At 43.4% G+C, this 24,363-nt stretch carries 23 protein-coding genes; 14 read left to right on the plus strand and 9 right to left on the minus strand.

The genetic code is table 11. From position 1 onward, the window contains the following. Positions 1-37 precede the first annotated feature (37 nt). Positions 38-829: an NAD-dependent epimerase/dehydratase family protein gene (locus ACQCT8_RS08185; RefSeq protein WP_426870072.1), complete on the minus strand. Its 792-nt coding sequence runs from the start codon at positions 827-829 to the stop codon at positions 38-40. 184 nt (positions 830-1,013) lie between these two features. On the opposite strand from ACQCT8_RS08185, the gene ACQCT8_RS08190 reads away from it, so the two are divergent. Continuing rightward, a complete protein-coding gene (locus tag ACQCT8_RS08190; RefSeq protein ID WP_426870073.1) occupies positions 1,014-2,396 on the plus strand; it encodes an aspartate kinase in 1,383 nt (460 codons plus the stop codon). A 101-nt stretch (positions 2,397-2,497) separates the two neighbouring features. Here the strand turns inward: ACQCT8_RS08190 and ACQCT8_RS08195 are convergent, their stop codons facing one another. Then, complete coding sequence (locus ACQCT8_RS08195) at positions 2,498-3,955, minus strand: alpha-amylase (RefSeq protein WP_426870074.1); 1,458 nt, start codon at positions 3,953-3,955, stop codon at positions 2,498-2,500. A gap of 170 nt (positions 3,956-4,125) precedes the next feature. Between ACQCT8_RS08195 and ACQCT8_RS08200 the strand changes: the two genes are divergently transcribed. After that, positions 4,126-5,064, plus strand: coding sequence for an arsenic resistance protein (locus ACQCT8_RS08200; protein WP_426870075.1), 939 nt, complete (start codon positions 4,126-4,128; stop codon positions 5,062-5,064). Positions 5,065-5,168: 104 nt separating this feature from the next. Then, the gene (locus tag ACQCT8_RS08205) at positions 5,169-6,887 is read left to right on the plus strand and encodes an ABC transporter ATP-binding protein (protein ID WP_426870076.1); all 1,719 of its coding nucleotides are present in this window, start codon (positions 5,169-5,171) and stop codon (positions 6,885-6,887) included. Between the two features lie 278 nt (positions 6,888-7,165). Here ACQCT8_RS08205 and ACQCT8_RS08210 read toward each other — a convergent pair whose 3' ends face one another. The 3 genes from ACQCT8_RS08210 to ACQCT8_RS08220 all read right to left on the minus strand — a co-directional run bounded on the left by ACQCT8_RS08210 (position 7,166) and on the right by ACQCT8_RS08220 (position 11,763). After that, positions 7,166-8,119 carry an L-lactate dehydrogenase gene (locus ACQCT8_RS08210; protein ID WP_426870077.1) on the minus strand — a complete coding sequence of 318 codons (954 nt, stop codon included), beginning with the start codon at positions 8,117-8,119 and terminating at the stop codon, positions 7,166-7,168. A 180-nt stretch (positions 8,120-8,299) separates the two neighbouring features. Further along, positions 8,300-11,179, minus strand: coding sequence for a type I pullulanase (gene pulA, locus ACQCT8_RS08215; RefSeq protein WP_426870311.1), 2,880 nt, complete (start codon positions 11,177-11,179; stop codon positions 8,300-8,302). 320 nt (positions 11,180-11,499) lie between these two features. Beyond that, positions 11,500-11,763: a spore coat protein gene (locus tag ACQCT8_RS08220; RefSeq protein WP_426870313.1), complete on the minus strand. Its 264-nt coding sequence runs from the start codon at positions 11,761-11,763 to the stop codon at positions 11,500-11,502. A gap of 149 nt (positions 11,764-11,912) precedes the next feature. Between ACQCT8_RS08220 and ACQCT8_RS08225 the strand changes: the two genes are divergently transcribed. After that, the gene (locus tag ACQCT8_RS08225) at positions 11,913-12,206 is read left to right on the plus strand and encodes a hypothetical protein (protein ID WP_426870078.1); all 294 of its coding nucleotides are present in this window, start codon (positions 11,913-11,915) and stop codon (positions 12,204-12,206) included. A gap of 51 nt (positions 12,207-12,257) precedes the next feature. On the opposite strand, the gene ACQCT8_RS08230 is transcribed toward ACQCT8_RS08225, so the two are convergent. Next, the gene (locus tag ACQCT8_RS08230) at positions 12,258-12,707 is read right to left on the minus strand and encodes a hypothetical protein (protein ID WP_426870079.1); all 450 of its coding nucleotides are present in this window, start codon (positions 12,705-12,707) and stop codon (positions 12,258-12,260) included. Positions 12,708-12,846: 139 nt separating this feature from the next. Beyond that, complete coding sequence (locus ACQCT8_RS08235) at positions 12,847-13,728, minus strand: LysR substrate-binding domain-containing protein (protein ID WP_426870080.1); 882 nt, start codon at positions 13,726-13,728, stop codon at positions 12,847-12,849. A 344-nt stretch (positions 13,729-14,072) separates the two neighbouring features. Between ACQCT8_RS08235 and ACQCT8_RS08240 the strand changes: the two genes are divergently transcribed. Further along, a complete protein-coding gene (locus ACQCT8_RS08240) occupies positions 14,073-15,392 on the plus strand; it encodes a GntP family permease (protein ID WP_426870081.1) in 1,320 nt (439 codons plus the stop codon). A 35-nt stretch (positions 15,393-15,427) separates the two neighbouring features. Next, entirely contained in the window at positions 15,428-16,204 is a 777-nt protein-coding gene (locus ACQCT8_RS08245; protein WP_426870082.1) for a 3-hydroxybutyrate dehydrogenase, read from the plus strand. Positions 16,205-16,248: 44 nt separating this feature from the next. Here the strand turns inward: ACQCT8_RS08245 and ACQCT8_RS08250 are convergent, their stop codons facing one another. Further along, entirely contained in the window at positions 16,249-16,389 is a 141-nt protein-coding gene (locus ACQCT8_RS08250) for a hypothetical protein (RefSeq protein WP_426870083.1), read from the minus strand. Between the two features lie 194 nt (positions 16,390-16,583). Between ACQCT8_RS08250 and ACQCT8_RS08255 the strand changes: the two genes are divergently transcribed. Beyond that, positions 16,584-17,144 carry a VanZ family protein gene (locus ACQCT8_RS08255; RefSeq protein WP_426870084.1) on the plus strand — a complete coding sequence of 187 codons (561 nt, stop codon included), beginning with the start codon at positions 16,584-16,586 and terminating at the stop codon, positions 17,142-17,144. Between the two features lie 87 nt (positions 17,145-17,231). On the opposite strand, the gene ACQCT8_RS08260 is transcribed toward ACQCT8_RS08255, so the two are convergent. Further along, the gene (locus tag ACQCT8_RS08260; RefSeq protein ID WP_426870085.1) at positions 17,232-17,738 is read right to left on the minus strand and encodes a hypothetical protein; all 507 of its coding nucleotides are present in this window, start codon (positions 17,736-17,738) and stop codon (positions 17,232-17,234) included. A 233-nt stretch (positions 17,739-17,971) separates the two neighbouring features. Here ACQCT8_RS08260 and pxpB point away from each other — a divergent pair, with 233 nt between their 5' ends. The 7 genes from pxpB (at position 17,972) to ACQCT8_RS08295 (ending at position 24,342) form a co-directional block, all read left to right on the plus strand. After that, positions 17,972-18,676, plus strand: coding sequence for a 5-oxoprolinase subunit PxpB (pxpB, locus tag ACQCT8_RS08265; RefSeq protein WP_426870086.1), 705 nt, complete (start codon positions 17,972-17,974; stop codon positions 18,674-18,676). After that, complete coding sequence (locus ACQCT8_RS08270; RefSeq protein WP_426870087.1) at positions 18,673-19,689, plus strand: biotin-dependent carboxyltransferase family protein; 1,017 nt, start codon at positions 18,673-18,675, stop codon at positions 19,687-19,689. The genes pxpB and ACQCT8_RS08270 overlap by 4 nt, the downstream gene beginning before the upstream one ends. A gap of 77 nt (positions 19,690-19,766) precedes the next feature. Next, positions 19,767-20,528, plus strand: a complete 762-nt coding sequence (gene pxpA, locus ACQCT8_RS08275; RefSeq protein ID WP_426870088.1) for a 5-oxoprolinase subunit PxpA — start codon at positions 19,767-19,769, stop codon at positions 20,526-20,528. A gap of 29 nt (positions 20,529-20,557) precedes the next feature. Next, positions 20,558-21,745 (plus strand): NRAMP family divalent metal transporter, encoded by a 1,188-nt coding sequence (locus ACQCT8_RS08280; RefSeq protein WP_426870089.1) that lies wholly within the window; start codon positions 20,558-20,560, stop codon positions 21,743-21,745. A 190-nt stretch (positions 21,746-21,935) separates the two neighbouring features. Next, positions 21,936-22,589 (plus strand): ABC transporter permease, encoded by a 654-nt coding sequence (locus tag ACQCT8_RS08285; RefSeq protein ID WP_426870090.1) that lies wholly within the window; start codon positions 21,936-21,938, stop codon positions 22,587-22,589. An 18-nt stretch (positions 22,590-22,607) separates the two neighbouring features. Beyond that, on the plus strand, positions 22,608-23,600 hold the full coding sequence (locus tag ACQCT8_RS08290; protein WP_426870091.1) for an ABC transporter ATP-binding protein: 993 nt from the start codon (positions 22,608-22,610) through the stop codon (positions 23,598-23,600). A 4-nt stretch (positions 23,601-23,604) separates the two neighbouring features. Continuing rightward, entirely contained in the window at positions 23,605-24,342 is a 738-nt protein-coding gene (locus ACQCT8_RS08295) for an ABC transporter permease (protein WP_426870092.1), read from the plus strand. Positions 24,343-24,363: the final 21 nt, after the last annotated feature.

Here is a 24,363-nt window from a genome sequence, read left to right on the forward strand (position 1 = left end):
TTTAAGTTTTGTCCCACCCTCTTTTAGTGGGTGTAAATTAGTTATCTATGGCATCTTCTTTAACAAACTGATGCCCCCCGACAAATTTGCGGTCATCTTCATGGCCAAAAGAGTCTGGGAGTTTATGAATATAATCCTCTGCATTGTCCTGTGGCTTATAGCCAAGCGGGTTTTCAGGATCAACATGAAAGAAGCTTCTGGTATTTGCGGAGATCCCGTAGATTGTCACTACATCATTGATTTCGGCAGTAATGGATTTTCTCACAAGCTGGATTAAATCATTATGGCTAAGCCAGATCATCAGATGCTCTTTTGAATCCGGTTCTTCTACACAGCCGCAAATGCGGAGATTGACTACTTCCAAACCAAATTTGTCGTGATACAGCTTGCCCATATCCTCATTATAAACTTTACTTAAACCGTAAAAGGTATCCGGACGGGTTTCTGTATGGATATCGTATGGAGCGTTTCGGGCGTCGAGAAATCCAACAGCGTGTATGCTGCTTGCGTAAATGACCCTTTTTACGCCATGAAGTCTGGCTGCTTCGTAAACGTGGTAGGTTCCTCTTAAATTAGCATCGAGTATGGCTTCAAATTCATTTTCTACTGGAAGACCGCCAAAATGAAGCACGGTTTCAATGTCATGTTCTTTAAAAATTGCTTCAATGGCCTCGAAATCATTTAAGTCCGCTTTAATAAATGGCACGCCATCCACCGGCTCTTCCGGTTCGGAGCGATTTGTCAGCACGAGGTCAAATTCGTCTTTCAATGCTTTCGTCAGGACTGTTCCTAAACCGCCTGCTGCACCTGTTAGTAGTACTTTCCCCATCTTTATCTCCACCTTTCTTTCTCATAAAAATCTTTACCCATTTTTTGTGATTGCAACCTTCTTTCGTAAAATGTTTTATTTTTAATGACAATCAGCAGACAGTCTAGTATACTAATCTATAAAATTCCATCTATAGAGAACAAATGTATTTCAAGGGTGGACAAAATAAAGGAGTTTTGTCTCTATGAAAGTGGTTAAGTTCGGCGGCAGTTCGGTTGCAAGTGCAGAGCAATATAAAAAAGCCGGCAGCATTATTCTTGCAGATCAAGCCCGAAAAGCCATCGTCGTTTCTGCTCCCGGCAAACGATTCGATGGAGACGAAAAAACAACGGACCTTCTTATTCAGCTTGCTCGCTCTGTGCAAGATGGTCAATACAATCAGATATTTTTTGAAGCAGTACTGGAACGCTATTATGAAATTATTGAAGACCTTGGGCTGGATCAAGAGTTGAAGGAGCAGCTTGAAGGAATTTTAAAGGAATTAATATCGCTTTATGGAGAGGACGGGGAGAGACTTCTGGATGCGCTCAAAGCAAGCGGAGAAGATATGAATGCCAGAGTGATGACAGCCTATCTTGTATCGCTTGGCCATCAGGCATCTTATGTGTCTCCAAAGGACGCAGGAATGGTCGTTACCGACGAGCCGGGCAACGCGCAGATTTTGCCGGAAGCGTATGAACGAATCAGCAAATTGCGGAGCTTGGAAGGCATCCTGGTGATACCCGGATTCTTTGGCTATTCTTATCAGGGCAATATCGTGACGTTTCCGAGAGGGGGCTCAGATATTACGGGATCAATCATCGCTGCCGGGATGGACGCAGAGGAATATGAGAATTTTACAGATGTCGACTCCGTTTATTGTGTCAGTCCCAAAATGGTGGATCATCCATGTGAACTGAAGGAAATTACCTATCGTGAAATGAGGGAGCTTGCCTATTCCGGTTTTTCTGTTTTTCATGATGAAGCATTGCAGCCAGTCTTTCAAAAGGGAATTCCGGTGAGAGTGAAGAATACCAATCGGCCTGAAGCGGCCGGAACACGTATCGTACTGGAAAGGGAATTAAATGGACAGCCTGTAATCGGAATTGCCAGCGACACGGACTTTTGCAGTGTGAATATAACAAAATACTTAATGAACAGAGAGCTTGGATTCGGGAGGCGTCTTCTTGCCATTTTAGAGGATGAAGGCATTTCATATGAGCATACACCTTCAGGAATTGATAATCTTTCGGTTATTTTACGCTCTCATCAGTTGGAAAATGGCAAGGAAAAACGGGTGATCGACCGAATTGAAAAAGAGCTCGAGGTTGATGACATTAATATTGAACGGAATCTCGCTATGATCATGGTAGTGGGGGAAGGGATGAAGCACACAGTCGGCGTTGCTTCAAAAGCTGCGCAAGCGCTGGCAGAATCAGGTGCAAATATAAAAATGATTAATCAGGGCTCCTCAGAGGTCAGTATGATGTTTGGCGTAGACGGTGCTTCAGTTATGAAGGCAGTCAATCATTTGTACCGGGCATACTTCCCATCAAACGAAAGACAACTGAATGGTGACGTAAAGTAAAAGACATACTGCACAAAAATGACTTCACGAATCCAGCTTCGTGAAGTCATTTCTATTTTAATTAAATCGGTATATAGTTTGCAGAGAGACTGGGGCATTTCTTAAAATCCAGGAAAGGCCCACACTGAGACGCTGCCTGCCTGAACAGGAAAGTCGCCATAGCCGTCTTCATCAATTTTTACGCGGTCTTCATGAGATTGCGTGTAGTCTACCCATTCTTCGCCTGTTCGATTTTCACCGACAAACATTTTTTTGTTGCCGGCTTCCCCGTTTGTAATGACAACGGCACAGCCAGAATGAGGAAACTCTTCAGAACCGCGTCTTACCCAGCCGATTGTATTCGGATGGTCAAAGTAATCATCCTGCTGGCCGTAGGCTTTGTGGGCGCGAACATATACAAGAGGGTCCAGTGCTTCTTTTTTTCCATCCAGTGAATTTTCTCCGCCGATGCCAAAATAATCACCATAAAAAATACATGGATAGCCGTCTTTACGCAAAAGGATCAATGAATAGGCACTTGGCTTAAACCAGTCATCAATCCAGGATTCAAGCGATTCTCCTGGCTGAGAATCGTGATTGTCAACAAATGTAACAGAATTAAGCGGATATTTTTCCACCAATGTCCCATGAAAAATCGTCGAAAGATCAAAGTCACTGCCCTTTAAGGATGCTTCGTGGAGGTTATAATGCAGCATGACATCAAAAAGGTCAAGCTGATAGTTGGTTTCCTCCAAAAAGCTGCCGCAGGCTTCTACATCATCGTTCCAGTATTCTCCTACCATATAGAAATTTCCGTCTACGTGATTCTTAACTTCCCGTATAAACTCATCAATAAATTCATGGCTGATATGCTTGATCGCATCTAAACGGAATCCGTCACAGGATAAAGTATCCGGAAGCCATTTTCCCCAACTAATCATTTCTTCCCTAACTTCAGGATGTTGATAATCAATATTGGCGAACATTAGGTAGTCATAGTTTCCAAATTCATCATCCACGTTATCGTTCCAGCTTTTATTGTCACCAAGGATACGAAAGAAGCCCGTTTTTCCTTCTTTTTCATCCCAATCGGTGCCGTTAAAATGATTAAAGTTCCATTTAAAGTCGGAATACTTATCCCCCCTGCCAGGAAACGTGAATTTTGTCCATCCTTCAATATCAAAGGGTTCCGAGATTTCTTTTAAACGATCTTCTGCGTCTACTTCAATGACTTGAAACGTTTCGGTCTCATCCGCTCCAGCCTTATGATTCATGACCACATCAACATATACACAAATACCATGCTCATGGCAGGCAGCGATCGCTTCATGAAGCTCATCCTTTGTGCCATATTTAGTTCGGGTTGTACCTTTTTGATCGAATTCACCTAAATCGTAGAGGTCATATACACTATAGCCCGGGTCGTCTACTGATTGGCCTTTCGTAACTGGAGGAATCCACACACCATCTATGCCATTAGCTTTTAAATCTGCTGCAGCATCCCGAAGTCTGTTCCAGTGATCACCGTCTGATGCTACATGCCATTCGAAAAATTGTAACATGGTATGATTACGTTCCATTTGTTCATTCCTCCTAGGGTTAATAAAACGATTAATCTATTAAACGTAGTTCTTTTGAATCTTAATGATGTAAAAATATGTTAATGTATGAATAGTGTAGATGAATCGTATCTACCCGTATTAAAAATGATTGAAACCTATGTATAATGAGAGAGAAGGAGCGGTGTACTATGAATAAAACTGAAAAGCTTTACCCCTTATGGATTCTCCTATCAATTTCCCTTGGAATTGGAGCAGGACAAATTCATCTTTTGAAAAACATCATGGCTGACATGCTGATTCCACTTCTGATTGCGATGCTCTTTTTTTCTTTTCTGCAGATTTCATTCAGAGAAATCGGACAGGCGTTCGCCCACCGTACATTTTTTTTATCGAGTATTGGAATAAACTTTATTTTGACACCAATTTTAGCATGGAGTATTGCCTCCTTAATCCTGCCGGATGAGCCGGCTGTCTGGATTGGCTTTATCTTGCTGATGGTTACTCCCTGCACAGACTGGTATATTATTTTTACCCAAATGGCAAGAGGGAATACAGCGCTCTCAACGAGCATCCTGCCTGTTAACCTATTGCTTCAGATTTTATTGCTTCCGTTCTACCTTTATCTGTTTACGGGAACAACAGATGAAATTCCATTTACCTCATTCATTCAAGGTGCGATTGCCATTCTCCTGATTCCGTTATTCACTGCCTGGCTGGTCAGACTATGGATGGGACGGTCAGGGAAAAGGGAGAAATGGCTGGCAAAACTCCATTACGTTCCAGTTTTTTTGCTATGCACGGCGATTATTGCCATCTTTGCGGCTCATGGAGATTTGCTAACGGAAAATCCTTCACTGCTTGTCCGTTTGCTTACGGCAATTCTTCTCTTTTTTACCCTCATGTTTGTGGTGGCGAGAGCGGCAGGAAAATGGCTCGGCTTGTCGAAAAGGGATTTGGCAAGCTTTCACATGACAACGCTGGCAAGAAATTCCCCAATCGGACTTGCGATTGCTATTTCCGCATTTCCTGAAGAGCCGCTTGTTGCGCTTGCACTCGTAGCTGCTCCGTTAATTGAGCTTCCTGTATTGGCGGCTGCTGCATGGATTATTTTGAAGCTGGATCATTAAATAATCCTTCGCTTTCCTAAGATAACGGATGGCAAAAACTGAGTTATCCTGTAAAATAAGTGTATTGCTTTTTGATAAGAGAGTGTATAGAGGAGAATTGTCCGATGCTTAAACGATTTTTTCAGTACTATAAGCCACATAAAAAGCTTTTTGCTGCTGACTTTAGCTGTGCCGTGCTGGTCGGTCTTTTAGAATTAGGTTTTCCGCTTGCTGTTGCCTGGTTTATTGATGAGCTTCTCCCGGAGGGGAACTGGCAGGCCATCACGTGGGTAAGCTTTATCCTTCTGGTTCTATACTTAATGAGCACCTCGCTTCAATACGTAGTGAACTATTGGGGACATAAGCTGGGCATTAATATTGAAACGGATATGAGGCAGGAGCTGTTTGAGCACGTTCAAAAGCAGTCTTTTCGCTTCTTTGATAATACCAAGACCGGTCATGTGATGAGCCGTATCACGAATGATTTATTTGATATTGGCGAGCTTGCCCATCATGGACCGGAGGATATTTTTATTGCGTTTATGACCTTCATCGGAGCTTTCTGGATTATGCTCACGATTAATGTAAAACTCGCTTTGGTTGCCATTATTGTCGTGCCATTTTTAATCTGGCTGATTACCTATTGCAATATTCAAATGAACAAGGCCTGGAAGAAAATGTACGGGGATATTGCAGAGGTGAATGCCAGAGTAGAGGACAGTGTGTCAGGTGTTCGCGTGGTCCAATCCTTTACAAATGAAAATCATGAGATCGACCGCTTTACGACAGATAACAAAACCTACCGCAAGACAAAAATAAGTGCTTATAAAGTAATGTCTTACAGCTCATCGGGGATCTACATGATGACGCGTTTAATTGTCCTGGTGGTTCTGGTATACGGAGCTTGGTTAAGCTTTACCAACGAAATCACCTATGGAGAATTAGTAGGCTTTGTTCTTTATATCAATGTGCTGTTTAAGCCTATTGATAAGATCAGTGCGCTGCTTGAAATGTATCCAAAGGGCATGGCTGGTTTTAAGCGATTCACCGATATGCTGGATCAGTCACCGGATATTTCCAACCATCCGGATGCCAAAGATGTGAAGGAATTGAAGGGGCAAATTGACTTTCATGACGTTTCGTTCAGCTACGATGCGTACAAGCCTGTCCTGAAAAACATCTCTCTATCGCTTAAACAAGGAGAGACGGTTGCGTTTGTTGGACCTTCTGGAGCCGGCAAAACAACAATTTGTTCCCTTATTCCGCGCTTCTATGATGTAACAGAAGGGGCGATTACGATTGATCATATGGATATTCGGAAAATGACTAAGGAATCGCTTCGCAGTCAGATTGGCATCGTGCAGCAGGACGTATTTTTATTTACAGGCACCTTAAAAGAAAATATCGCTTACGGAAAACTCGGGGCGACAGAGGAAGAAATAAAAGAGGCAGCAAGACGGGCAAACCTGGAGTCTGTTATCCAATCACTCCCTCTTGGCTATGACACTCAAATAGGGGAGAGGGGACTTAAGCTCTCCGGAGGCCAAAAGCAGCGGATTGCGCTTGCCCGCATGTTCCTGAAAAATCCGCCGATCCTTATTTTAGATGAGGCGACTTCAGCGCTCGATACAGAAACAGAATCGATTATTCAGGAAGCCATAGCAGAACTTTCTAAAGGGCGTACGACACTTGTCATTGCCCATCGTCTAGCTACAATCAGAAAAGCGGACCGGGTCGTCGTTGTAACCGAAGATGGAATAGCAGAGGACGGAACCCATGAAGAGCTGCTTGAACAGGAAGGCATCTTTGCAAATCTTCATCGCGTTCAGTATGAGCGGGGATGAAGCAGAGTAAAAGCTGAAAAAAGTACTAAAACGAGACCAATTATATTTATTAGTATGAGGTGAGCGGAGCGGAAGGTGGCGACTCCTGCAGGATATGACGGCAAGCTGAGCCTTTACAGAGCAAGGCTCTGAAAAGGCTCAGCGCCGTCCCTGCGGAAAGCGTCAGCCTGAAGCGCAGTGAACCGGTCGTAAACCTTGAGACACTTCTGTCTCAAGTTTTTTTGTTTATTTATAGCTGTAAAGAAATAAAGGCATTACAGTCCAATTAGAACCACTTCTTATTCTGAAAAGTGAGGAGCCAGAGTTTCTTTTAAGGTAGCAGCGCTTTTACGGAATAGATCCTTCTCATGGGAACTAAGATCAAGCTCGATGATTTCCCGTATTCCATGACGATTTAAGACAGCTGGGACTCCTATATAAACATCGTCTTCTCCATATTCTCCTTCAAGAAGAGCAGAAACGGTCAGGATGCTGTTTTCATTATGAAGGAGGGCTTTTGTTATGCGGACCAGCCCCATAGCGATTCCATAATAGGTGGCGCCTTTACTGTTAATAATCTGATAGGCAGCATCGCGTACATTTACAAAAATATCATCAAGATCCTCCTGCGAATAGGTATTGTTTTTTTCAATCATCTTCATAACTGAAACCCCGCCCACATCGACTGAACTGTAGACCGGCAACTCACTGTCCCCATGCTCGCCGATAATGTAGCCGTGGACATTTTGCGGGGCAACGTTAAAATACTCTCCCAGCAAAAAGCGGAATCTGGCTGTATCCAGAATGGTTCCTGAACCGATGACTCTTTCTTTAGGAAAGCCGCTGTATTTCCAGGTTGCGTATGTTAACACGTCCACTGGATTGGTGGCGACGAGAAAAATGCCGTCAAAACCGCTTGACGTAACCTGAGTCACAATAGAATGAAAGATTTTCAGGTTTTTTTCCACCAGCTGAAGCCGTGTTTCCCCAGGCTTTTGATTGGCGCCTGCACAGATGACCACGATATCCGCATCATGGCAATCTTCATACGTGCCGAACCGGATTCCTAAAGGATTCGCTGCAAATACCTTTCCGTGATTTAAATCGAGTACATCACCTTTTGCCTTTTCTTCATTCATATCAATCATGATTAATTCATCTGCGACACCTTGATTAAGAAGAGCAAATGCATAACTAGAACCCACAAAACCTGTCCCAATTAAAGCAATGCGATTTCCTTTAGGTTTATTCATTCGGTAGTCATCCTTTCCACTGTAAAGTTGTGCTGAACTTATTATAGGACTGGTAAATTTTTTCTGTCAATGAACGGATAGGCGGAGAGATGAAAAGAAGAGTGTTAAGAAAGCCAGTAAAATCTGACTTGCCCAACACCCTTCTTTTTCAAAAAGCCGTCCTATTGTTCAATTGCCACCCTATTTTAATTTCCCATCCTTAAGCAGCACCATCGAGCTTAATCCTTTTACTTTGACGGTATTTCCGTGGCGAATGGCTAAAATTTTGGTTCCGGCATCTTCACTGTCCACCAGCACTTTCCAAGGTCCCTTTCCAGGAAGCTTGACAGCTGCAGCTCCTTTATTTGCATTATGGATAACGACAAGATTCCGATGCTTTTTCTCCTCAAGAGTATAAGCAACAACATTCCTTGGTGCTTTTATAAACGAAAGGCGGTCTTCGATTTCATCGCCGTCCGTTAAACGGAATGCTTCAAATCGCTGGCGAAGATCGATCAATCCTTTCATATAATCTACTTCCTCATCAAACTCAGCGCGTCTTTCCCAGTCAAGCTGATTGACGGAATCCGGAGACTGATAGCTGTTATGGTCTCCGCCTTTTGTGCGCATAAATTCCTGGCCAGCATGGATAAACGAAATACCCTGTGAGGTGAGCACAATAGAAGAACCAAGCTTATGCATGGCTATTTTCTCGTTTTCAGTAGCGTCAGGATTTGTTTTTTCCAGCTTGTCCCACAAAGTCAGGTTGTCATGAGCTTCTACATATTGAACGACCTGATCAGGATCACGGTAGGTGGCTGTGCTGTCATCGTAGTCCAGTCCGCCGGCAACACTTTGTCTCATTATTTCTTCCATCCCCTGCTTGCCGTTAATAAAGCCCGGGTCTGCATCTTCCCAGACACTGCCTTTTGCCCCATCGCGAAGAGTATCGTTAAAATGGGCGACACGAGGCATATCTTCTGCATTTTTCTGATTGGCTTTTCGCTGAGGATCAAGAGGGGTGTTAAGATCCCATCCTTCTCCAAGTACGATGATAGAAGGATCAATCTCATCAAGAGCTTCCCGTACAGCATTCATCGTATCTGTATCGTGAATTCCCATAAGATCAAAGCGGAAACCATTCATCTTATATTCCTCTGCCCAGTAGGAAACGGAGTCTACAATGAATTTCTCCATCATTCTTCTTTCAGAGGCTGTATCATTTCCTACCCCTGTCCCATTAGCCAGAGTGCCATCTTCGTTATAGCGGAAATAGTAGCCGGGAACAAGCTGATTAAAGTTTGATTCATTCACGGCGTACATATGGTTATAAACAACATCCATAACCACTCCGAGGTTCTCCTGATGCAGGGTGTGGATCATTTCCTTTAATTCCGTTACACGAACATCAGGATCATACGGATCCGTTGCATAAGATCCTTCTGGGACATTGTAATTTTTCGGATCATATCCCCAGTTAAATTGAGGCGTGTCGAGCTTCGTTTCATCCACTGTGCGGTAGTCATAGATTGGAAGAAACTGTACATGACTGACTCCAAGATCTTTAATGTGGTTCAAGCCGGTTCTTACTCCTTCAGGACCCGTTGTTTTTAACTCTGAGACCCCGAGGTACTTTCCTTTTTCTTCGATCCCGCTTTCAGGCTGAATGGACAAGTCCCGGACATGAAGTTCATAAATGATGGCATCTTCAGGGTGAGGGGAGGAGGTAAATCCTTTTCCATTGTCCCAGCCATCCGGATCTGTTTCATCAAGGTCAATTACGGCTCCTTTATCTCCGTTAACAGACGTCGAACGTACATAAGGATCTACCGCTTCTCGCCATTCATCTCCAATTTTCACCTTATACGTGTAGAGAAGGCCGTCCTGATCTCCGCTTAAAGATGCTTTCCATGTACCCTTATCACCTTTTTCCATCGCTATTTCTGTTCCGTCGGCATCATCCCAGGCATCATAGGTCACAAGCATTGCTTCACTTGCTGTAGGAGCCCATACTTTAAAATCGGTCTGCTGTTCTGTATACGTATTTCCTAAGTCATCACCGTCATAAAAGTATTCCTCATCAAACGCTTCTGATCGTACAACTTTTCCAACCTGGATTGTCGCTTCACCAAACACGTCCGTGATGACTTTATACGTCTTTGTCAGATCAATTTCCTGTTTTGTTGAAATTTTCACTTGCGTGGTCTGGGTTTCTCCTTCGTTTACAGGCTCTATGGACTCAATGTCCAGGCCGCCGCTTAATTCAATTCCCGGATCTTCAAGGGAAGTGTCAATTGGAAAATTCGTTGTGAGCGTAATCTCGTTAAGGCCGTCGATCGCTGCACGCAAAATTTTCGGGTCGCGGTCAATATGATTTGGGTCATAGTAAATGCCTTCCTCACCTTGGACTAACCAGATTTCAGCCTTCCCGTCTTCTTGGATCTGCCGGATAATCCGATCTCCGAATTCGCGATCCGCCCAGTCATTATCTCCTTCATTTTTTCGGACAATCAATCCGATTCGATCAAATGCTTCTTCATCGGTCAACGTAACCTCTGCTGTTTTTCCGAAATCATCCTCTGAAGTGAATTCAACGGTTTGTCCATCTCCGCTGCCGGGCCATGCCCATAAATCCCAGCCTTCATAGTTATTGTCATAGCGGTAGTAATGGACCGTTAAATCGACCTCATTAAAAGAAGGGAAGTCTCGATATTCACCATCCGGCGGTTCAGTATAAACCGTGTCATCGCCTGATTTAATCCAAACCTCAGCAACACCGGCTTCTACATCCGTCCATCTGTCACCGCCATCTTTTTCCCATTCATCCGTCCGCACGATAAATCCAATGCGATCGTGGGCACCATCCAGATCAACCCTGGCGATTTTGCCAAATGCATCTTCATCCGTAAAATTATGTACCTGGCCCTCGGCTCCATCCGCCCAAACCCATAAGTTCCAATCCTGGACAGTATTCGGATCCTCCTGATAATGGACAATTAAAGAAGTGTAAGTAGATGAATCTTCTGCCTGAACAGATGCAATCGGTTGCGCAATCGGAATGAATGATAGAACCAACACCATTGCGAGCAAGCAGGAAAGCCATTTTTGATTTTTCACGTGCTTTTTTCCCTCCTAAAATAGAATAGTGGTATTATTTAGAATTATAAAACAAGCATGTTATTTATGTAAGCGGTTGCACAAATATTGCACAAAATGAGCCGTAATGACTAGAAAATTGTAAAGGGCTATTTTCATGCATCAATTATTCTTCTGATTTTTGCAAATGAATAAGAGCCTGAGACAAGGTGTCTCGGGCTCTGCGACCGGTTCACTGCGCTTCACGTAAACGATTTTCCCAAGGACGGCGCTGGCCTTTTCTAAGGTTTGGGGGTTACGGTCCCTTAATAGTAATAAGGATACGGGTACGGATAAGGCGGGTAAGCATAGCCGTAGCCTAATCCAGGAGTTAAAAGTGCTCCTGTCAAAAGCCCGCCTGCAAAACCTGCTGGAAAGCCGTAACCGAATGGTCTGCCATATCCGAAAGGCCGGCCGTAACCAAAAGGCCGTCCGTATCCAAAAGGTCTTCCAAATGGCCTTCCAAATTGTCTTTGGTCTGTTTCATACGATTGATTGTCATACGTATATCCATCATGTAAAGAATACATGCCGTTGTTCATAAGCGTACCCTCCTATAAGTTCATTCTTTAAAGCTTATGCCTAACCCGGTTTGGGTTCTTGGATGAATATCCCTGTTTTAAAACTTTTTTGTATGGATTTACTTTTAGACGGAAAGCTAGTGGAAAGGGGGGAAGTCATGAGTTTTCCAGAGATCCAAACAAATTTTTGGGATGCGGTCATCGCTGTTCCTGCAATTGTCGTAATGATCCAGCTGCTGAAAATGCGATTCCTTATTCCAAAATTTATCATCCCGACCCTCGCAAACGCTCTTGGGTTAGTTCTTTCTATTTTTATCAGTCATAAAGGTCATTTGGCTGCTGGACTGTTTATGGGATTTTTTTATGGGAATGCTGCAGTAGGTGCATACGCTTCGATTAAAACGTCCATCGTTTCGTATTTAAACAAGGTTCAAAGAAAAAATCCCACGTAAAACAGGAGCTTAAGCGGTTCAGCATCTGACCACTAAAGCTCCTGTTTTTAGTTAAGAACAGCTGACGACTTCTATATTACGGGTGTCGAGTCCGATGTACATCCAGCGGAACTGTCTGCTGTTCCAATAAAATCCGCCAACGGAATTGTTACCTAATACGACTGGATAAAACCAGAATGAGGCTCCACTCGTCAGCCATACATAAGTAAATCGGAAAAGACATGGACGAATGACATTGGGGTCAACTAGGAAAACAGACGGGCCTCCTTGAGCAGTAAAGGGTTTAGGCGGAATTTGTGAAGGGGGCGGGGTGGTTGGAGCACTTGCATTCTGTTGTGTATTACCACCGCTTTGTCCTCCGCCTGGAAAAGGAAATCCCTGACCGCCGCCCTGTCCACCGCCGGGAAGAGGAAACCAGTTGATGGGGGAAAGAATTCGTTGATCATAGACAGACATCTGATCATAGTAGGGATAAGAATTCATATAGTAATATTCGTTCATCACACATTACCCTTTCTGGAAGAAACCTATTTTTACAGGACAAACAAAGGTCCGACAATTGCTGCATCAGCTGCCGGTGTCTGTCACTTGTTAATTAGTGTATTTCACTCCAAATGTTCTGTGTGTGTGAACGCCCAGCCTATCCTTGCGGCAGGGATTTTACAAGAGAGATAAATTCTCTCGATGTGTAGGGGACATATCTGTTTTTGGCTAAAATCATCCCCAGATGCCAAGGGAAAGGCTTTGTCAGAGAGATCATTTTGAAAGGCCCGTCCTTTACCCGGTCGCAGATCAGTTTTGGCATCAGTGTGACGCCGAGATTTTTCTCCACCATTCCAACAATAAAATCCCACTGGGAGCTTTCATACGCAATTTGAGGCGTAAAGCCCTGACTGATGCAAACCTCAATGGTTCTGCTATTTAGCGTAAATTCTTTGCTTAACAGCAGGAATTTATCTTCCTTCAGCTCAATCGGATCAACGACTTTCCGGTTTGCTAAAGGATGTGACTCATGGACGAGAAGTTTAATTTCCTGCTGAACAAAGGGAACAACGTCAAACTGCTCTTCATTAACCGGCAGCAGAACAAACCCCAGATCAACCTCGCCATCCAATACTTTTTGTTCCACTTTTTTTGCACCGTCTTCAGCAAGCATCACCGCAACATCCGGATATTCTTTTTGAAATTCCGCAATAATGGTTGGGAAAAAAAGAGTGCTGATCACTGGAGGAAGTCCAATCTTTATTTTTCCCTTCTTCAGGTTCATTACATCGTAAAGAGAAGCGGAGAGATCATCCAGGCCATTTACTACTTTTTGAGCTTGAATAAAAACAATCTCTCCCGCATCTGTTAAATGAATCTGTTTGGCAGAGCGATCAATTAATGTTACTTCCAGCTCAAGCTCCAGACCCTTTACCATTTTACTTAAAGTGGGCTGGGTAACATGGAGCGAGCGGGAAGCCTTGGTAAAGCTTTTATGTTTTGCCACCTCAATAAAGTACATCAGCTGTCTGATATCCATACGGTAACCCCTTTTTTAAAAAAGTGGAAATCTATCGAGTTTTTAAATGTAGATAACCTATAGTTTTTAGTTATAGGTATTATAATTATTATTCATTTTACCTATTAATCTATAAAAGGTACACTGTAAAACGTAATAAGTCGAAATATTTAAAAATTTTTATCGTACTTACATTTAGGGCGCCAACAGTGGATTTCGATCCTGGTGATGAGTTTTATCCTGCTAAATTGTAAGCGATTACATTCAGGAGTAGTTTGTTTGCCGGTGCTTTGAAAAACAATGCTTTTTTCAATGGGAGATTTCTATGAAAGAAGAAATTAAAAAGAGGGCAGGGAGGAAGAACAATGTTAAGTATGATTGGGTTGGTTGGAGGACTTATATTACTTATTGTATTAACGATGAAGGGCATGAATCTTCTTGTAGCAGGTCCGCTTTGTGCGCTGGTTGTGGCGCTTTTCAGCGGGATGCCGTTATTTCCGCAGCTGGTGGGAAAAGGAGAGTCCAACTTTTTGACGAATTATATGGGAGGGTTCTCGGGCTTCATTACATCGTGGTTTCCTATGTTTTTACTAGGAGCCATTTTTGGAAAAGTAATGGAGGATAGCGGGGCAGCAGACAGTGTGTCAAGGTGGCTTGTAAACGTATTCGGAATTAAAAAAGCCGTGTTTGCGATTGTTCTTTCATGTGCTGTATTAACTTATGGGGGAGTCAGCTTGTTTGTAGTAGCATTTTCCGTTTTTCCAATGGCACTCAGCTTGTTTAAGCAGGCGGATCTCCCAAGACGATTTATTCCGGCTGCTTTGGCCTTTGGTTCAGTAACGTTTACCATGACATCTGCCGGGTCACCGGAAATTCAAAACTGGATCCCGATTGATTATTTAAACACAACGGCCTATGCAGGCTGGGAAGTGAGTTTACTGGTAGCTGTTTTTATGATGATCACAGGCTACTGGTGGCTGAAGCGGATGATTAGTAAGGCTGTAGGACGTGGAGAACGCTTTGAAGCAAGGGAAACAGACCCGGTTGTAGAAAATAGGAAGCTTCCTAATCCTGCTTTAAGTGCCATCCCCCTTATTGTCGTTTTGCTGATTTCATTTATTTTTCATAATGCCCTATTAACCTCTGCGTTAGTTATTGCGTTGCTCGGAGGAATTGTTACGACCTATATATTAAATCGAAAATACTTTATTAATTTTGGAAAAGCTATGTCAGAAGGAACAATCGGTGCGTTAATCGCCATCGGAAATACAGCAGCAGTAGTCGGATTTGGCGGGGTCGCTCAAAAGGTTCCTGCCTTTAATGTGGCAGTTGACGCGATGACCAGTATTCCCGGAAGTCCGCTTATTGGAGGGGCAATTGCTGTAAGTGTCATTGCCGGACTTACAGGGTCTGCATCAGGCGGACAAGTCATTGCGCTGCCGCTGCTGGCACCGCACTACATGGATATGGGGGTGAATCCTGAAGCACTCCATCGAACGGTGGCCATTTCCTCCGGCGCTCTCGATTCGCTGCCTCATAACGGATATGTTGTAACCACCATCCGAGGGGTGTGCGGAGAAACACATAAGGACGCATACGGGCCGGTAGGTGTTGTAACGGTCATCGTACCATTGATTGGTCTTGGCATCGCCATTGCGCTGTTTTCTCTGGGACTTGGAATCTGATTCATGATGAAAAAGGCAGACAGGAGGAGCTTAAAATGGTTGAAAACAAGGTGGTATTTATAACTGGAGCTGCCAGCGGTATTGGATACGAGATCGGCTGCGAATTTACCAGAGAAGGAGCCAAAGTTGTGCTGACAGATCTTGATGAAAAACGGGTCGAACAGGCTGCACAGACATTGGCTGAAAAAGGATACAACTGTATAGGACTGCGCTGTGATGTCACGCAGGAAGCTGAGATTGAAAAATCGATTGAAGAAGCAATCGTTCATTACGGCAGACTGGATGTCCTTATAAATAATGCAGGAATGCAATATGTAGCAGCGATTGAAGAGTTTCCGACAGAAAAATTTGAGCTTTTAATGAAAATCATGCTGGTGGCTCCGTTTATTGCAATTAAAAAAGTATTTCCTGTTATGAAGGAGCAGAGGTATGGACGGATTATCAATATGTCCTCAATTAATGGGCTGGTAGGTTTTGCAGGAAAGGCGGCCTATAATAGCGCAAAGCATGGCGTGAATGGATTAACAAAGGTGGCAGCACTGGAAGGAGCTGAGCACGGCGTAACGGTGAATGCACTTTGTCCCGGCTATGTGGACACGCCTCTAGTGAGAAATCAGCTTGATGATCTGGCCAAAAACAGGGAGGTAACGCTTGAAAAAGTGCTGGAAGAAGTTATTTATCCGCTTGTCCCTCAAAAGCGGCTGCTCAGTGTAAAAGAGGTAGCGGATTACACATTGTTTCTTGCAAGTGATAAGGCAGGAGGTGTAACGGGCCAGGCGGTGATCCTTGACGGCGGCTATACCGCACAATAATGGCATGAAGAGGCCACAGCCCGCAGCGGGGTTGTGGTTTTTCATTACTCTTTTTTAAACCACGCCATCACCATATCCATTACATCCCCGCCTACCCAAAACGTATAAATGAGTCCCGCCAAAAGCAAAACAACACAGGTTCCGATTATGTACATAAGGGTTTTTCCGAGAGTCTGAGCTATCACACTATCAATCCTCCAATAAAAACCATATTAGGTAATTATACGTTTTTGGAAGAAAAAAGTTCCCGATTTCAGCTAATTTTTTTAATTTATTAAAATATACTATACAATATAGAAATCATATTTCAGATAAAAGCTGGTGTTTCTCTACTAAGGGAATAACCGTTTGCTTTTGACATTGGAGAGTGGAACAAACAATGGGCCAAGTAACAATTCCTGCAATTCTGTTGGGAGCCATCATATTTATCGTTTTTGTGTGGAGGGATGGAAAAGGGAAAAAGAAAACCGTATTTCACCGTTTGATGTTCTACAGTTTTATTTGGTACGGTGCGATCGTGGTGCAGCTTACAATAGGCGGCATCCATATTCCTCCAATCCACGAGGCCCCTGTCCGTATGCAGCTTGAGCCTTTCTATTTTATTCAGGAATGGAGCACTTACGAAAGGTTTGACGGGTATCCATTTTTTAATAACGCACGCTTAACGTTTTTTAATTTTCTTATGCTGATGCCATTAGGATTTTACTTATCTGCATTGTTTAAGGTGCAGCGTGTATGGAAAGCGCTGCTCCTGCTGCTGGGCACCAGTCTGCTGATTGAATCCCTGCAGCTTCTTCTTTCCTTTACCGGCTTTATCTGGATGCGGGTGTTTAATGTGGATGATTTGATCATGAATACAACAGGAGGATTTCTGGTATTTCTTGTTTCCAGGAGTATTCGAAAAAGAAAAGCAAAGAAGCTGCAGGATTCAGCGGCTTAAGTTTCCGGCACTATTCATGAAAAGGCGGAATTCAATCATTGTGCAGACACGATGTTGAATTCCGCCTTTTTACGATTGTCTGCTAACCTATACGAGGAAAACGAAGAGAATGTAAGCAGTCAGGGAAGAGAAATATGTCCGCTGCAAGGTTTTTTCAGCAGAAAGCTCCTCTCCCCAGCGAATCATTAAGGATAGGACCAGGAAATAAAACAGCAGCAGAAAATAAGAGGCTAGCAGGTCCATTATCCACCGGTAACTGATCCCTGCATCCGGTGGAAGGGTGATAGAAGTAAAGAGGACAATCATCATGACAAATGACAGAAAAAGAACCGCTAAAAGAAAAAAAGGAACTCTCTTCCACAACGGATGCTTTAAGAATGTCCCCTTTTTCTTATGCTGAAAATAGACGAGTAAGTGTGCCGCGAGCAGCACCACTCCCACAAAAAGAACAGAAGAAATAAAACTCCCGGGTAAACCCAGCACTTCTGCCTGAATAAATTTCTGCAGATGGGAGGCGAATAAATGTAAAAATGCAAATAAAGTTCCTATGAATAAAAAAGTGAATAATTGTAAAATGAACCATTTATTTTTCAAAGAATTCCTCCTTAAATAGTACTTTTATTTTGGCTGGCTCCCGTCCATCCTCAATTGGCTTTTACCCTTCAATATCTAGTTACGATCTAGTAGGAATAATGTTTCAGATTACGATCTTCTGAAGTGCCAAATCTATCTAATCATATCTATTCGGTTGATAGAGATCGATCTTTTAAGGTACAATGCAGAAATAATAAATATTCAGACGATTGTATAGAAAAGGAGCTGCTTCAATGAATTATTCCCTCGAGCCTCTTGGCGATCAGGCCATATTAATCGAGTTTTCTCAGGAAGTGAATGAAGGGATTCATGAACAGGTGCAGGGAGTAAAGGACAGGATTGAAGAAAGAAGATACGATTGGGCTATTGAGGTTGTCCCCGCCTTTGCTTCCATAGCGGTTCATTACGATATTCGCAAGCTTCTTACCTGCCAATCGCCCTACGATCTTGTCGCGAAGGAACTCTCTTTGCTGCTCGATTCAAAAAATACCTTTACCAAAAAAGCATCACGTGAAATTAAAATCCCTGTTTTCTATGGAGGAAAAGCAGGACCGGATTTAGAAGAAGTGGCAGCACATAATGGGATTTCTGCTGAAGAAGTAGTGGAACTTCATACAAAAGCAGAATATACCGTATATATGCTTGGATTTGCACCCGGTTTTCCGTATGTAGGCGGATTAAATGAAAAGCTGGCCACTCCAAGAAAATCAAAACCGAGACTTCAAATTCCTGCTGGTTCGGTAGGGATTGCCGGTCAGCAAACAGGGGTATACCCTATTGAAACCCCCGGCGGCTGGCAATTGATTGGCCAAACTCCGGAAGCCTTATTCCGTCCGATGAACGAAGAGGAGCCGACGCTGCTGCAGGCGGGCGACAAGATACGATTTTATGCGATTTCAGAAGAGGAATTCTATGAACGTCAGGAGAGAAATAGATGATTCGGATAATAGAACCAGGCCTCCTTTCAACGATACAGGATGAGGGGAGACATGGCTTTCAGCAGTATGGAATCATCACAAATGGTGTGATGGATCCATTTGCGTTACGGGTAGCCAATTATTTAGTAGGGAATGAAGAAAAAGAGGCAGGAATTGAAGTTACGCTGACCGGTCCCACTATACAGTTTGAAGAGCAAATGCTCATCGCTGTCTGTGGAGCAGATTTTTCAGCGCAGATTGACGATGAACCAATGCCGCTATGGCGTCCCGTTTTGGTCCAAAAGGGAAGCATACTTCATATGAAATTCAGTAAAAAAGGCTGCAGAGCCGTTATAGCTATTGGAGGGGGCCTTGAGATCCCTGCTGTTATGAACAGCCAATCAACGTATGTTCGTGCAGGCATTGGCGGTTTTAAAGGAAGAGCGCTTGAAAAAGAAGATGTGCTGAACGTCAGAACGCCGTCACGTCAGACACAACAGACGATTAAGTCTTTAACGAAAAAAGGGAAAACATACTGGACTTCTGCCTGGTCCATATCAGCCATCTACCTCCATAATTTATATGAACGGGATACCGTGCGGGTGATGGAAGGGAGACAGTATAATGAATTTTCTGAAGAGAGCAAGAAGGAATTCTGGGAGGAATCCTTTAAGCTTTCTCCGCAATCAGACCGGATGGGCTATCGCTTAAACGGCCCGGTACTTGAGCGAACCGTTTCTGAAGAGCTGCTTTCAGAGGCAGTTTCATTTGGTACAATTCAGGTTCCTTCAGATGGCGAGCCCATTATCCTGCTTGCAGATCGGCAGACGATCGGCGGATACCCTAAAATTGGACAGGCAGCATCGGTTGATTTTCCTGCTTTAGCTCAAAAAAAGCCTGGTGAGCCGCTACGGTTTACAAAAATTTCTCACAGCGAAGCTCAAAGGTCCCTTATAGAAAGAGAACGGGACATTCGTGAGTTAAAAAGGGGCATTGAGTTTAAAGTAAGAATGGGAATAAACGGGCCAGTTTAATGCTGGTCTCTAACAGGACGATCGATGGATGAGTGAAAAACGATCGTTATAGAGTTGACTGTGAAAGGAGAATGAGAATGCTGAGGGTTGATTTAAATTGTGATATGGGAGAAGGTTTTGGTGCTTATAAAATGGGCAATGATAAAGATCTTCTGGATTATGTGACGTCTGCCAATATTGCATGCGGCTTTCATGCGGGAGATCCTTCTACCATGAAAAAAACCGTACATATGGCTTTGGAAAAAAATGTAGGAATAGGGGCTCATCCCGGTTTCGATGACTTGACAGGGTTTGGCAGGAGAAATATCGCTATTACTCCTGAAGAAGCCTATGATCTCGTCGTCTATCAAATTGGTGCTCTGCATGGGTTTGTCAAGGCAGCTGGAGCCCAAATGCAGCATGTGAAGCCGCATGGCGCTTTATACAATATGGCTGCACGCGACTCCTCTCTGGCGGACGCAATCGCTAAAGCTGTTTATGATGTTGACCCTGACCTTGTATTATATGGTCTGTCAGGCTCAGAGCTGATCCATGCGGGCCTGAAAAGGGGATTGAAGACGGCAAGTGAAGTATTTTCTGACCGCACTTATCAGCAGTCAGGAGAGCTTACCTCCCGAAAAGAAAAAAATGCTTTGATTCGTGACGATGATGATGCAGCAGCACAGGTGGTCCGGATGATCAAGGAGCAGAAAGTGAAATCAGTGTCAGGTGCGGATGTAGATCTGCAGGCAGATACGGTCTGTATCCATGGGGACGGTGCACATGCCCTGTCTTTTGCTAAAAAAATCCATGCAGCCTTGACTGCAGAAGAAATAAAGCTGATGAAAGTCAGTCTGTAGCGATTACGAAGTGAAAAGAGGAAAGAAAAATGCAAAAATCTAACCGCAGTGTCCTGCTTGGCGCAGCCTTTTTAATGGCTACATCTGCTATAGGACCGGGCTTTTTAACACAAACGACGACCTTTACACAATCCCTGGCAGCGAGTTTCGGATTTGTCATTTTGGTCTCCATCATTATTGATATAGGTGCACAAATGAATATATGGCGCATTATTGCCGTCTCAGAAAAAAGAGCGCAGGAAATCGCCAATGATGTGCTTCCCGGGTTGGGATATGTACTCGCTGTCCTCATTGTCATGGGCGGCCTTGCTTTTAATATTGGGAACATCGGGGGAGCGGGGCTTGGAACCAATGTCCTTTTCGGTGTATCACCGGAAGCGGGAGCCCTGTTCAGCGGACTGGTGGCAGTTGGGATCTTCTTAGTGAAGGAAGCTGGCCGCTTGATGGACCGATTTACGCAGGTTCTTGGTTTTTTAATGATTGGTTTGACGATTTATGTCATGTTTCAATCCAAGCCGCCCATTGGAGAAGCAGTTGCAAGAACCTTTATGCCTGAAACGATTGACCCTCTCGCCATCGTGACACTCGTCGGCGGTACTGTAGGAGGGTACATTACATTTGCAGGAGGGCATCGCCTTCTTGATGCGGGTTTGAAAGGGAAAGAGAACCTGGGTGAAGTGACAAAAAGTTCTATTTCTGCGATAGGAATTGCATCCATTATGAGAATCTTTTTGTTTCTCGCCACATTCGGCGTTGTTGCACAGGGACTCACCATTGATCCCGGGAATCCCCCTGCATCAGTATTTCAGCTTGCCGCAGGAAATGCAGGGTATAAAATATTCGGAGTCGTGATGTGGGCCGCAGCTGTCACTTCTGTTGTCGGGGCCGCTTATACTTCCGTCTCTTTTATTAAAACCTTCAGTCCTATCCTTCAAAAATACGAAAAAGTCCTGATTGTCAGTTTTATTGTTATTTCGACTGCCGTATTTGTCCTGATTGGCCGTCCTGTTGCGATCTTAATTTTCGTTGGAGCACTCAATGGACTGATCCTGCCGCTATCTCTGGGTATTATGCTCATAGCTGCTCATAAAAAAAGGATCATCGGCGATTATAAGCATCCAATTTGGATGACCATTTTCGGGGCACTGATTGTTGTCGTCATGGCTTATATGGGAGGCTACACCCTGATAAATGAAATGCCTAAACTGTTCTCATAATTGAGCAAAATAGACTAGTTTTTCGGGGGCTTATGACATTCTTTGTGCTTATTCGCTAAAAATTTCTTACGGTTATGTTACACTAAAGAAGAGTTATCAGATTAAGACGTTCTGACTAACTCTTTTTTAATAAGAATTTTTAAAAAACGAAAGAGTTGAGAATACTCTTGAAGGAAGGGAGGTTATTACATTGGAACAATGGGCAAGATTTCTTGAAATTAATGCTCCGCGCATTTTAGAACTGACATTGGATCACGCTGTATTGGTTTCCCTTGCAATTGTCGTTGCTCTGTTAATTGGTGTGCCCTTAGGCATTTATCTAACCACTAACGAATACCTCGCAGGAACTGTTCTTCAAGTTGCTTCCGTTACATTGACTATTCCGAGTCTCGCACTTTTTGGTATAATGATTCCTATTTTTTCACTGATTAATAAAGGAATCGGTTTCTTACCTGCTTTTGTAGCACTGGTGCTTTATTCGCAATTGCCAATTATCCGCAATACCTATACCGCTATAAAAAATGTCAGTCCTGAAATGAGAGATGCTGCAGTCGGAATGGGCATGAAAACCCACCAGCGCCTGTTGCGTGTGGAAATTCCCAATGCTATGCCGGTTATCATGGCCGGAATCCGTACTGCGGTTGTCTTGAATATCGGAATTGCCGTCATTGCCGCTTATATCGGTGCAGGCGGTCTTGGTGTTTTAATTACGCAGGGAATCAGCAGAGGAGATAATTACTTAATTATTTCCGGTTCATTAGCCGTTGCTTTGCTTGCGATCATTGCAGATGGACTGTTGCTCCTGATTCAGAAACGTTTTACGACAAAAGCTGTTGTCGAATAACTGTTAAGAGGTGAACAAATGATTACGTTTAATCAGGTAACGAAAAAATATACAAGTGAAAAAACGGCGGTTAAAAATGTCGACTTTACCGTTGATGAAGGAAAGATCGTTGTTCTGCTCGGACCATCAGGCTGCGGCAAAACCACTCTTTTGCGAATGGTAAACCGATTGGAATCCATTACCGAAGGGTCAATTGTCATTGATAATGAAAATTCAATGGATCTTGATGCGATCGAGCTTCGAAGAAAAATTGGTTATGTTATTCAAAGCAATGGTCTCTTTCCAAATATGACAATTGAAGAAAATGTCATGATCGTCCCGGATCTTTTGGGATGGAATAAGAAAAAGAAAACAGAGCGCTTCACCTATCTGATGAAGCTTATTGGACTGGATCCTAAAATATACAAAAAACGATATCCTCACGAATTATCCGGTGGACAGCAGCAACGGATCGGCGTCGTACGTGCGCTCGCAGCAGATCCTCCTGTTATGCTGATGGATGAACCGTTTGGTGCGCTGGATCCGATCATCCGGGAAAAAATTCAGGATGAGTTCCTTCAAATTCAAAGAGAAGTCAAAAAGACGATCTTGTTTGTAAGCCATGACATAGATGAAGCGATAAAAATGGCTGATAAAATCATGCTTCTTCGTGATGGGGAAATTATGCAGTACGACACACCGTCCGAAATGCTTACCCACCCGAAAAATGAATTTGTCAATCAATTTTTTGGCAAGGACCGCGCGATTAAAAGCTTAAGTCTTCACACGGTAAAAGATTTACAGGAAGTGATCGGATTAGCTGAAATGGATGAATCCATTTATGATACAAAAACGATTAATGTAAATCAGGATCTGAGAAATACACTTTCCATGCTGTTAAATCAGGAAGCCGATCAGGTTATTGTCACGAATGATGAAGGTGAAAGAATCGGGTCAATTACTATTGACCTTGTTCAAAAATATCTTCATTTTGAAATAAAAGGGAAGCTGTCCGTATCCCAGGAAGGGTGATTCGGTGAATAATAAGAAACTAATCGGCAACGGCTTTAGATTTTTCATTTATGGATTGGTCATCGCTTTCTTAGTATGGGCCATATACAATCAATATTTTTCCTATATATTTAGTCAATCCAGTACATTCTTTGTTTTACTGCGGCAGCATTTTGTTTTGGTGCTTGTGTCATCCGTACTTGCCATTCTTATTGCTGTACCTGCAGGAATCCTTATTACAAGACCAAAATTCAGGAAAGCTGAATGGCTGATTACAAATATCGTGAATTTTGGGCAGACCATTCCGAGTCTGGCCGTTCTGGCACTGATGATCAGTGTGCTTGGAATCGGTTTTAATACGGCAGTATTTGCTTTGTTTATCTACTCCATATTGCCGATCTTCAGGAACACTGTAGCAGGGCTTGATACCATCGACCCCAACTTAATTGATGCTGCAAAAGGAATGGGAATGAAACCCAGTCAAATTCTTTTCCGCATCGAATTACCAAACGCTGTATATTCGATTCTTGCCGGCATCAGGACGGCTGTTGTTTTAAATATTGGGACAGCCGCTTTAGCTTATGTAGTCGGTGGAGGCGGTCTAGGCGTGTGGATCTTTACAGGCATTCAGCTGTTTGACAATGGCTTCCTGATTTCAGGTGCGATTCCTGTTACGATCATGGCTATTTTGGCTGACTACTTGCTTAGAAAACTGGAAAATGTCCTTGTCCCTAAGGGTGCAAGAGAAGTAAGCAATACTTAACGAAAAGGGAGGCCGTACATT

Source organism: Jeotgalibacillus proteolyticus, from assembly GCF_050107735.1.
Classification (GTDB): Bacteria; Bacillota; Bacilli; order Bacillales; family Jeotgalibacillaceae; genus Jeotgalibacillus; species Jeotgalibacillus proteolyticus_A.

Excerpts from the sequence above, each read along its gene's own strand:
- ACQCT8_RS08185 (WP_426870072.1), bottom strand. The coding sequence starts at position 829 with ATGGGGAAAGTACTACTAACAGGTGCAGCAGGCGGTTTAGGAACAGTC.
- ACQCT8_RS08190 (WP_426870073.1), top strand. The coding sequence starts at position 1,014 with ATGAAAGTGGTTAAGTTCGGCGGCAGTTCGGTTGCAAGTGCAGAGCAA.
- ACQCT8_RS08195 (WP_426870074.1), bottom strand. The coding sequence starts at position 3,955 with ATGGAACGTAATCATACCATGTTACAATTTTTCGAATGGCATGTAGCA.
- ACQCT8_RS08200 (WP_426870075.1), top strand. The coding sequence starts at position 4,126 with ATGAATAAAACTGAAAAGCTTTACCCCTTATGGATTCTCCTATCAATT.
- ACQCT8_RS08205 (WP_426870076.1), top strand. The coding sequence starts at position 5,169 with ATGCTTAAACGATTTTTTCAGTACTATAAGCCACATAAAAAGCTTTTT.
- ACQCT8_RS08210 (WP_426870077.1), bottom strand. The coding sequence starts at position 8,119 with ATGAATAAACCTAAAGGAAATCGCATTGCTTTAATTGGGACAGGTTTT.
- pulA (WP_426870311.1), bottom strand. The coding sequence starts at position 11,179 with ATGGTGTTGGTTCTATCATTCATTCCGATTGCGCAACCGATTGCATCT.
- ACQCT8_RS08220 (WP_426870313.1), bottom strand. The coding sequence starts at position 11,763 with ATGTATTCTTTACATGATGGATATACGTATGACAATCAATCGTATGAA.
- ACQCT8_RS08225 (WP_426870078.1), top strand. The coding sequence starts at position 11,913 with ATGAGTTTTCCAGAGATCCAAACAAATTTTTGGGATGCGGTCATCGCT.
- ACQCT8_RS08230 (WP_426870079.1), bottom strand. The coding sequence starts at position 12,707 with ATGAACGAATATTACTATATGAATTCTTATCCCTACTATGATCAGATG.
- ACQCT8_RS08235 (WP_426870080.1), bottom strand. The coding sequence starts at position 13,728 with ATGGATATCAGACAGCTGATGTACTTTATTGAGGTGGCAAAACATAAA.
- ACQCT8_RS08240 (WP_426870081.1), top strand. The coding sequence starts at position 14,073 with ATGTTAAGTATGATTGGGTTGGTTGGAGGACTTATATTACTTATTGTA.
- ACQCT8_RS08245 (WP_426870082.1), top strand. The coding sequence starts at position 15,428 with ATGGTTGAAAACAAGGTGGTATTTATAACTGGAGCTGCCAGCGGTATT.
- ACQCT8_RS08255 (WP_426870084.1), top strand. The coding sequence starts at position 16,584 with ATGGGCCAAGTAACAATTCCTGCAATTCTGTTGGGAGCCATCATATTT.
- pxpB (WP_426870086.1), top strand. The coding sequence starts at position 17,972 with ATGAATTATTCCCTCGAGCCTCTTGGCGATCAGGCCATATTAATCGAG.
- ACQCT8_RS08270 (WP_426870087.1), top strand. The coding sequence starts at position 18,673 with ATGATTCGGATAATAGAACCAGGCCTCCTTTCAACGATACAGGATGAG.
- pxpA (WP_426870088.1), top strand. The coding sequence starts at position 19,767 with ATGCTGAGGGTTGATTTAAATTGTGATATGGGAGAAGGTTTTGGTGCT.
- ACQCT8_RS08280 (WP_426870089.1), top strand. The coding sequence starts at position 20,558 with ATGCAAAAATCTAACCGCAGTGTCCTGCTTGGCGCAGCCTTTTTAATG.
- ACQCT8_RS08290 (WP_426870091.1), top strand. The coding sequence starts at position 22,608 with ATGATTACGTTTAATCAGGTAACGAAAAAATATACAAGTGAAAAAACG.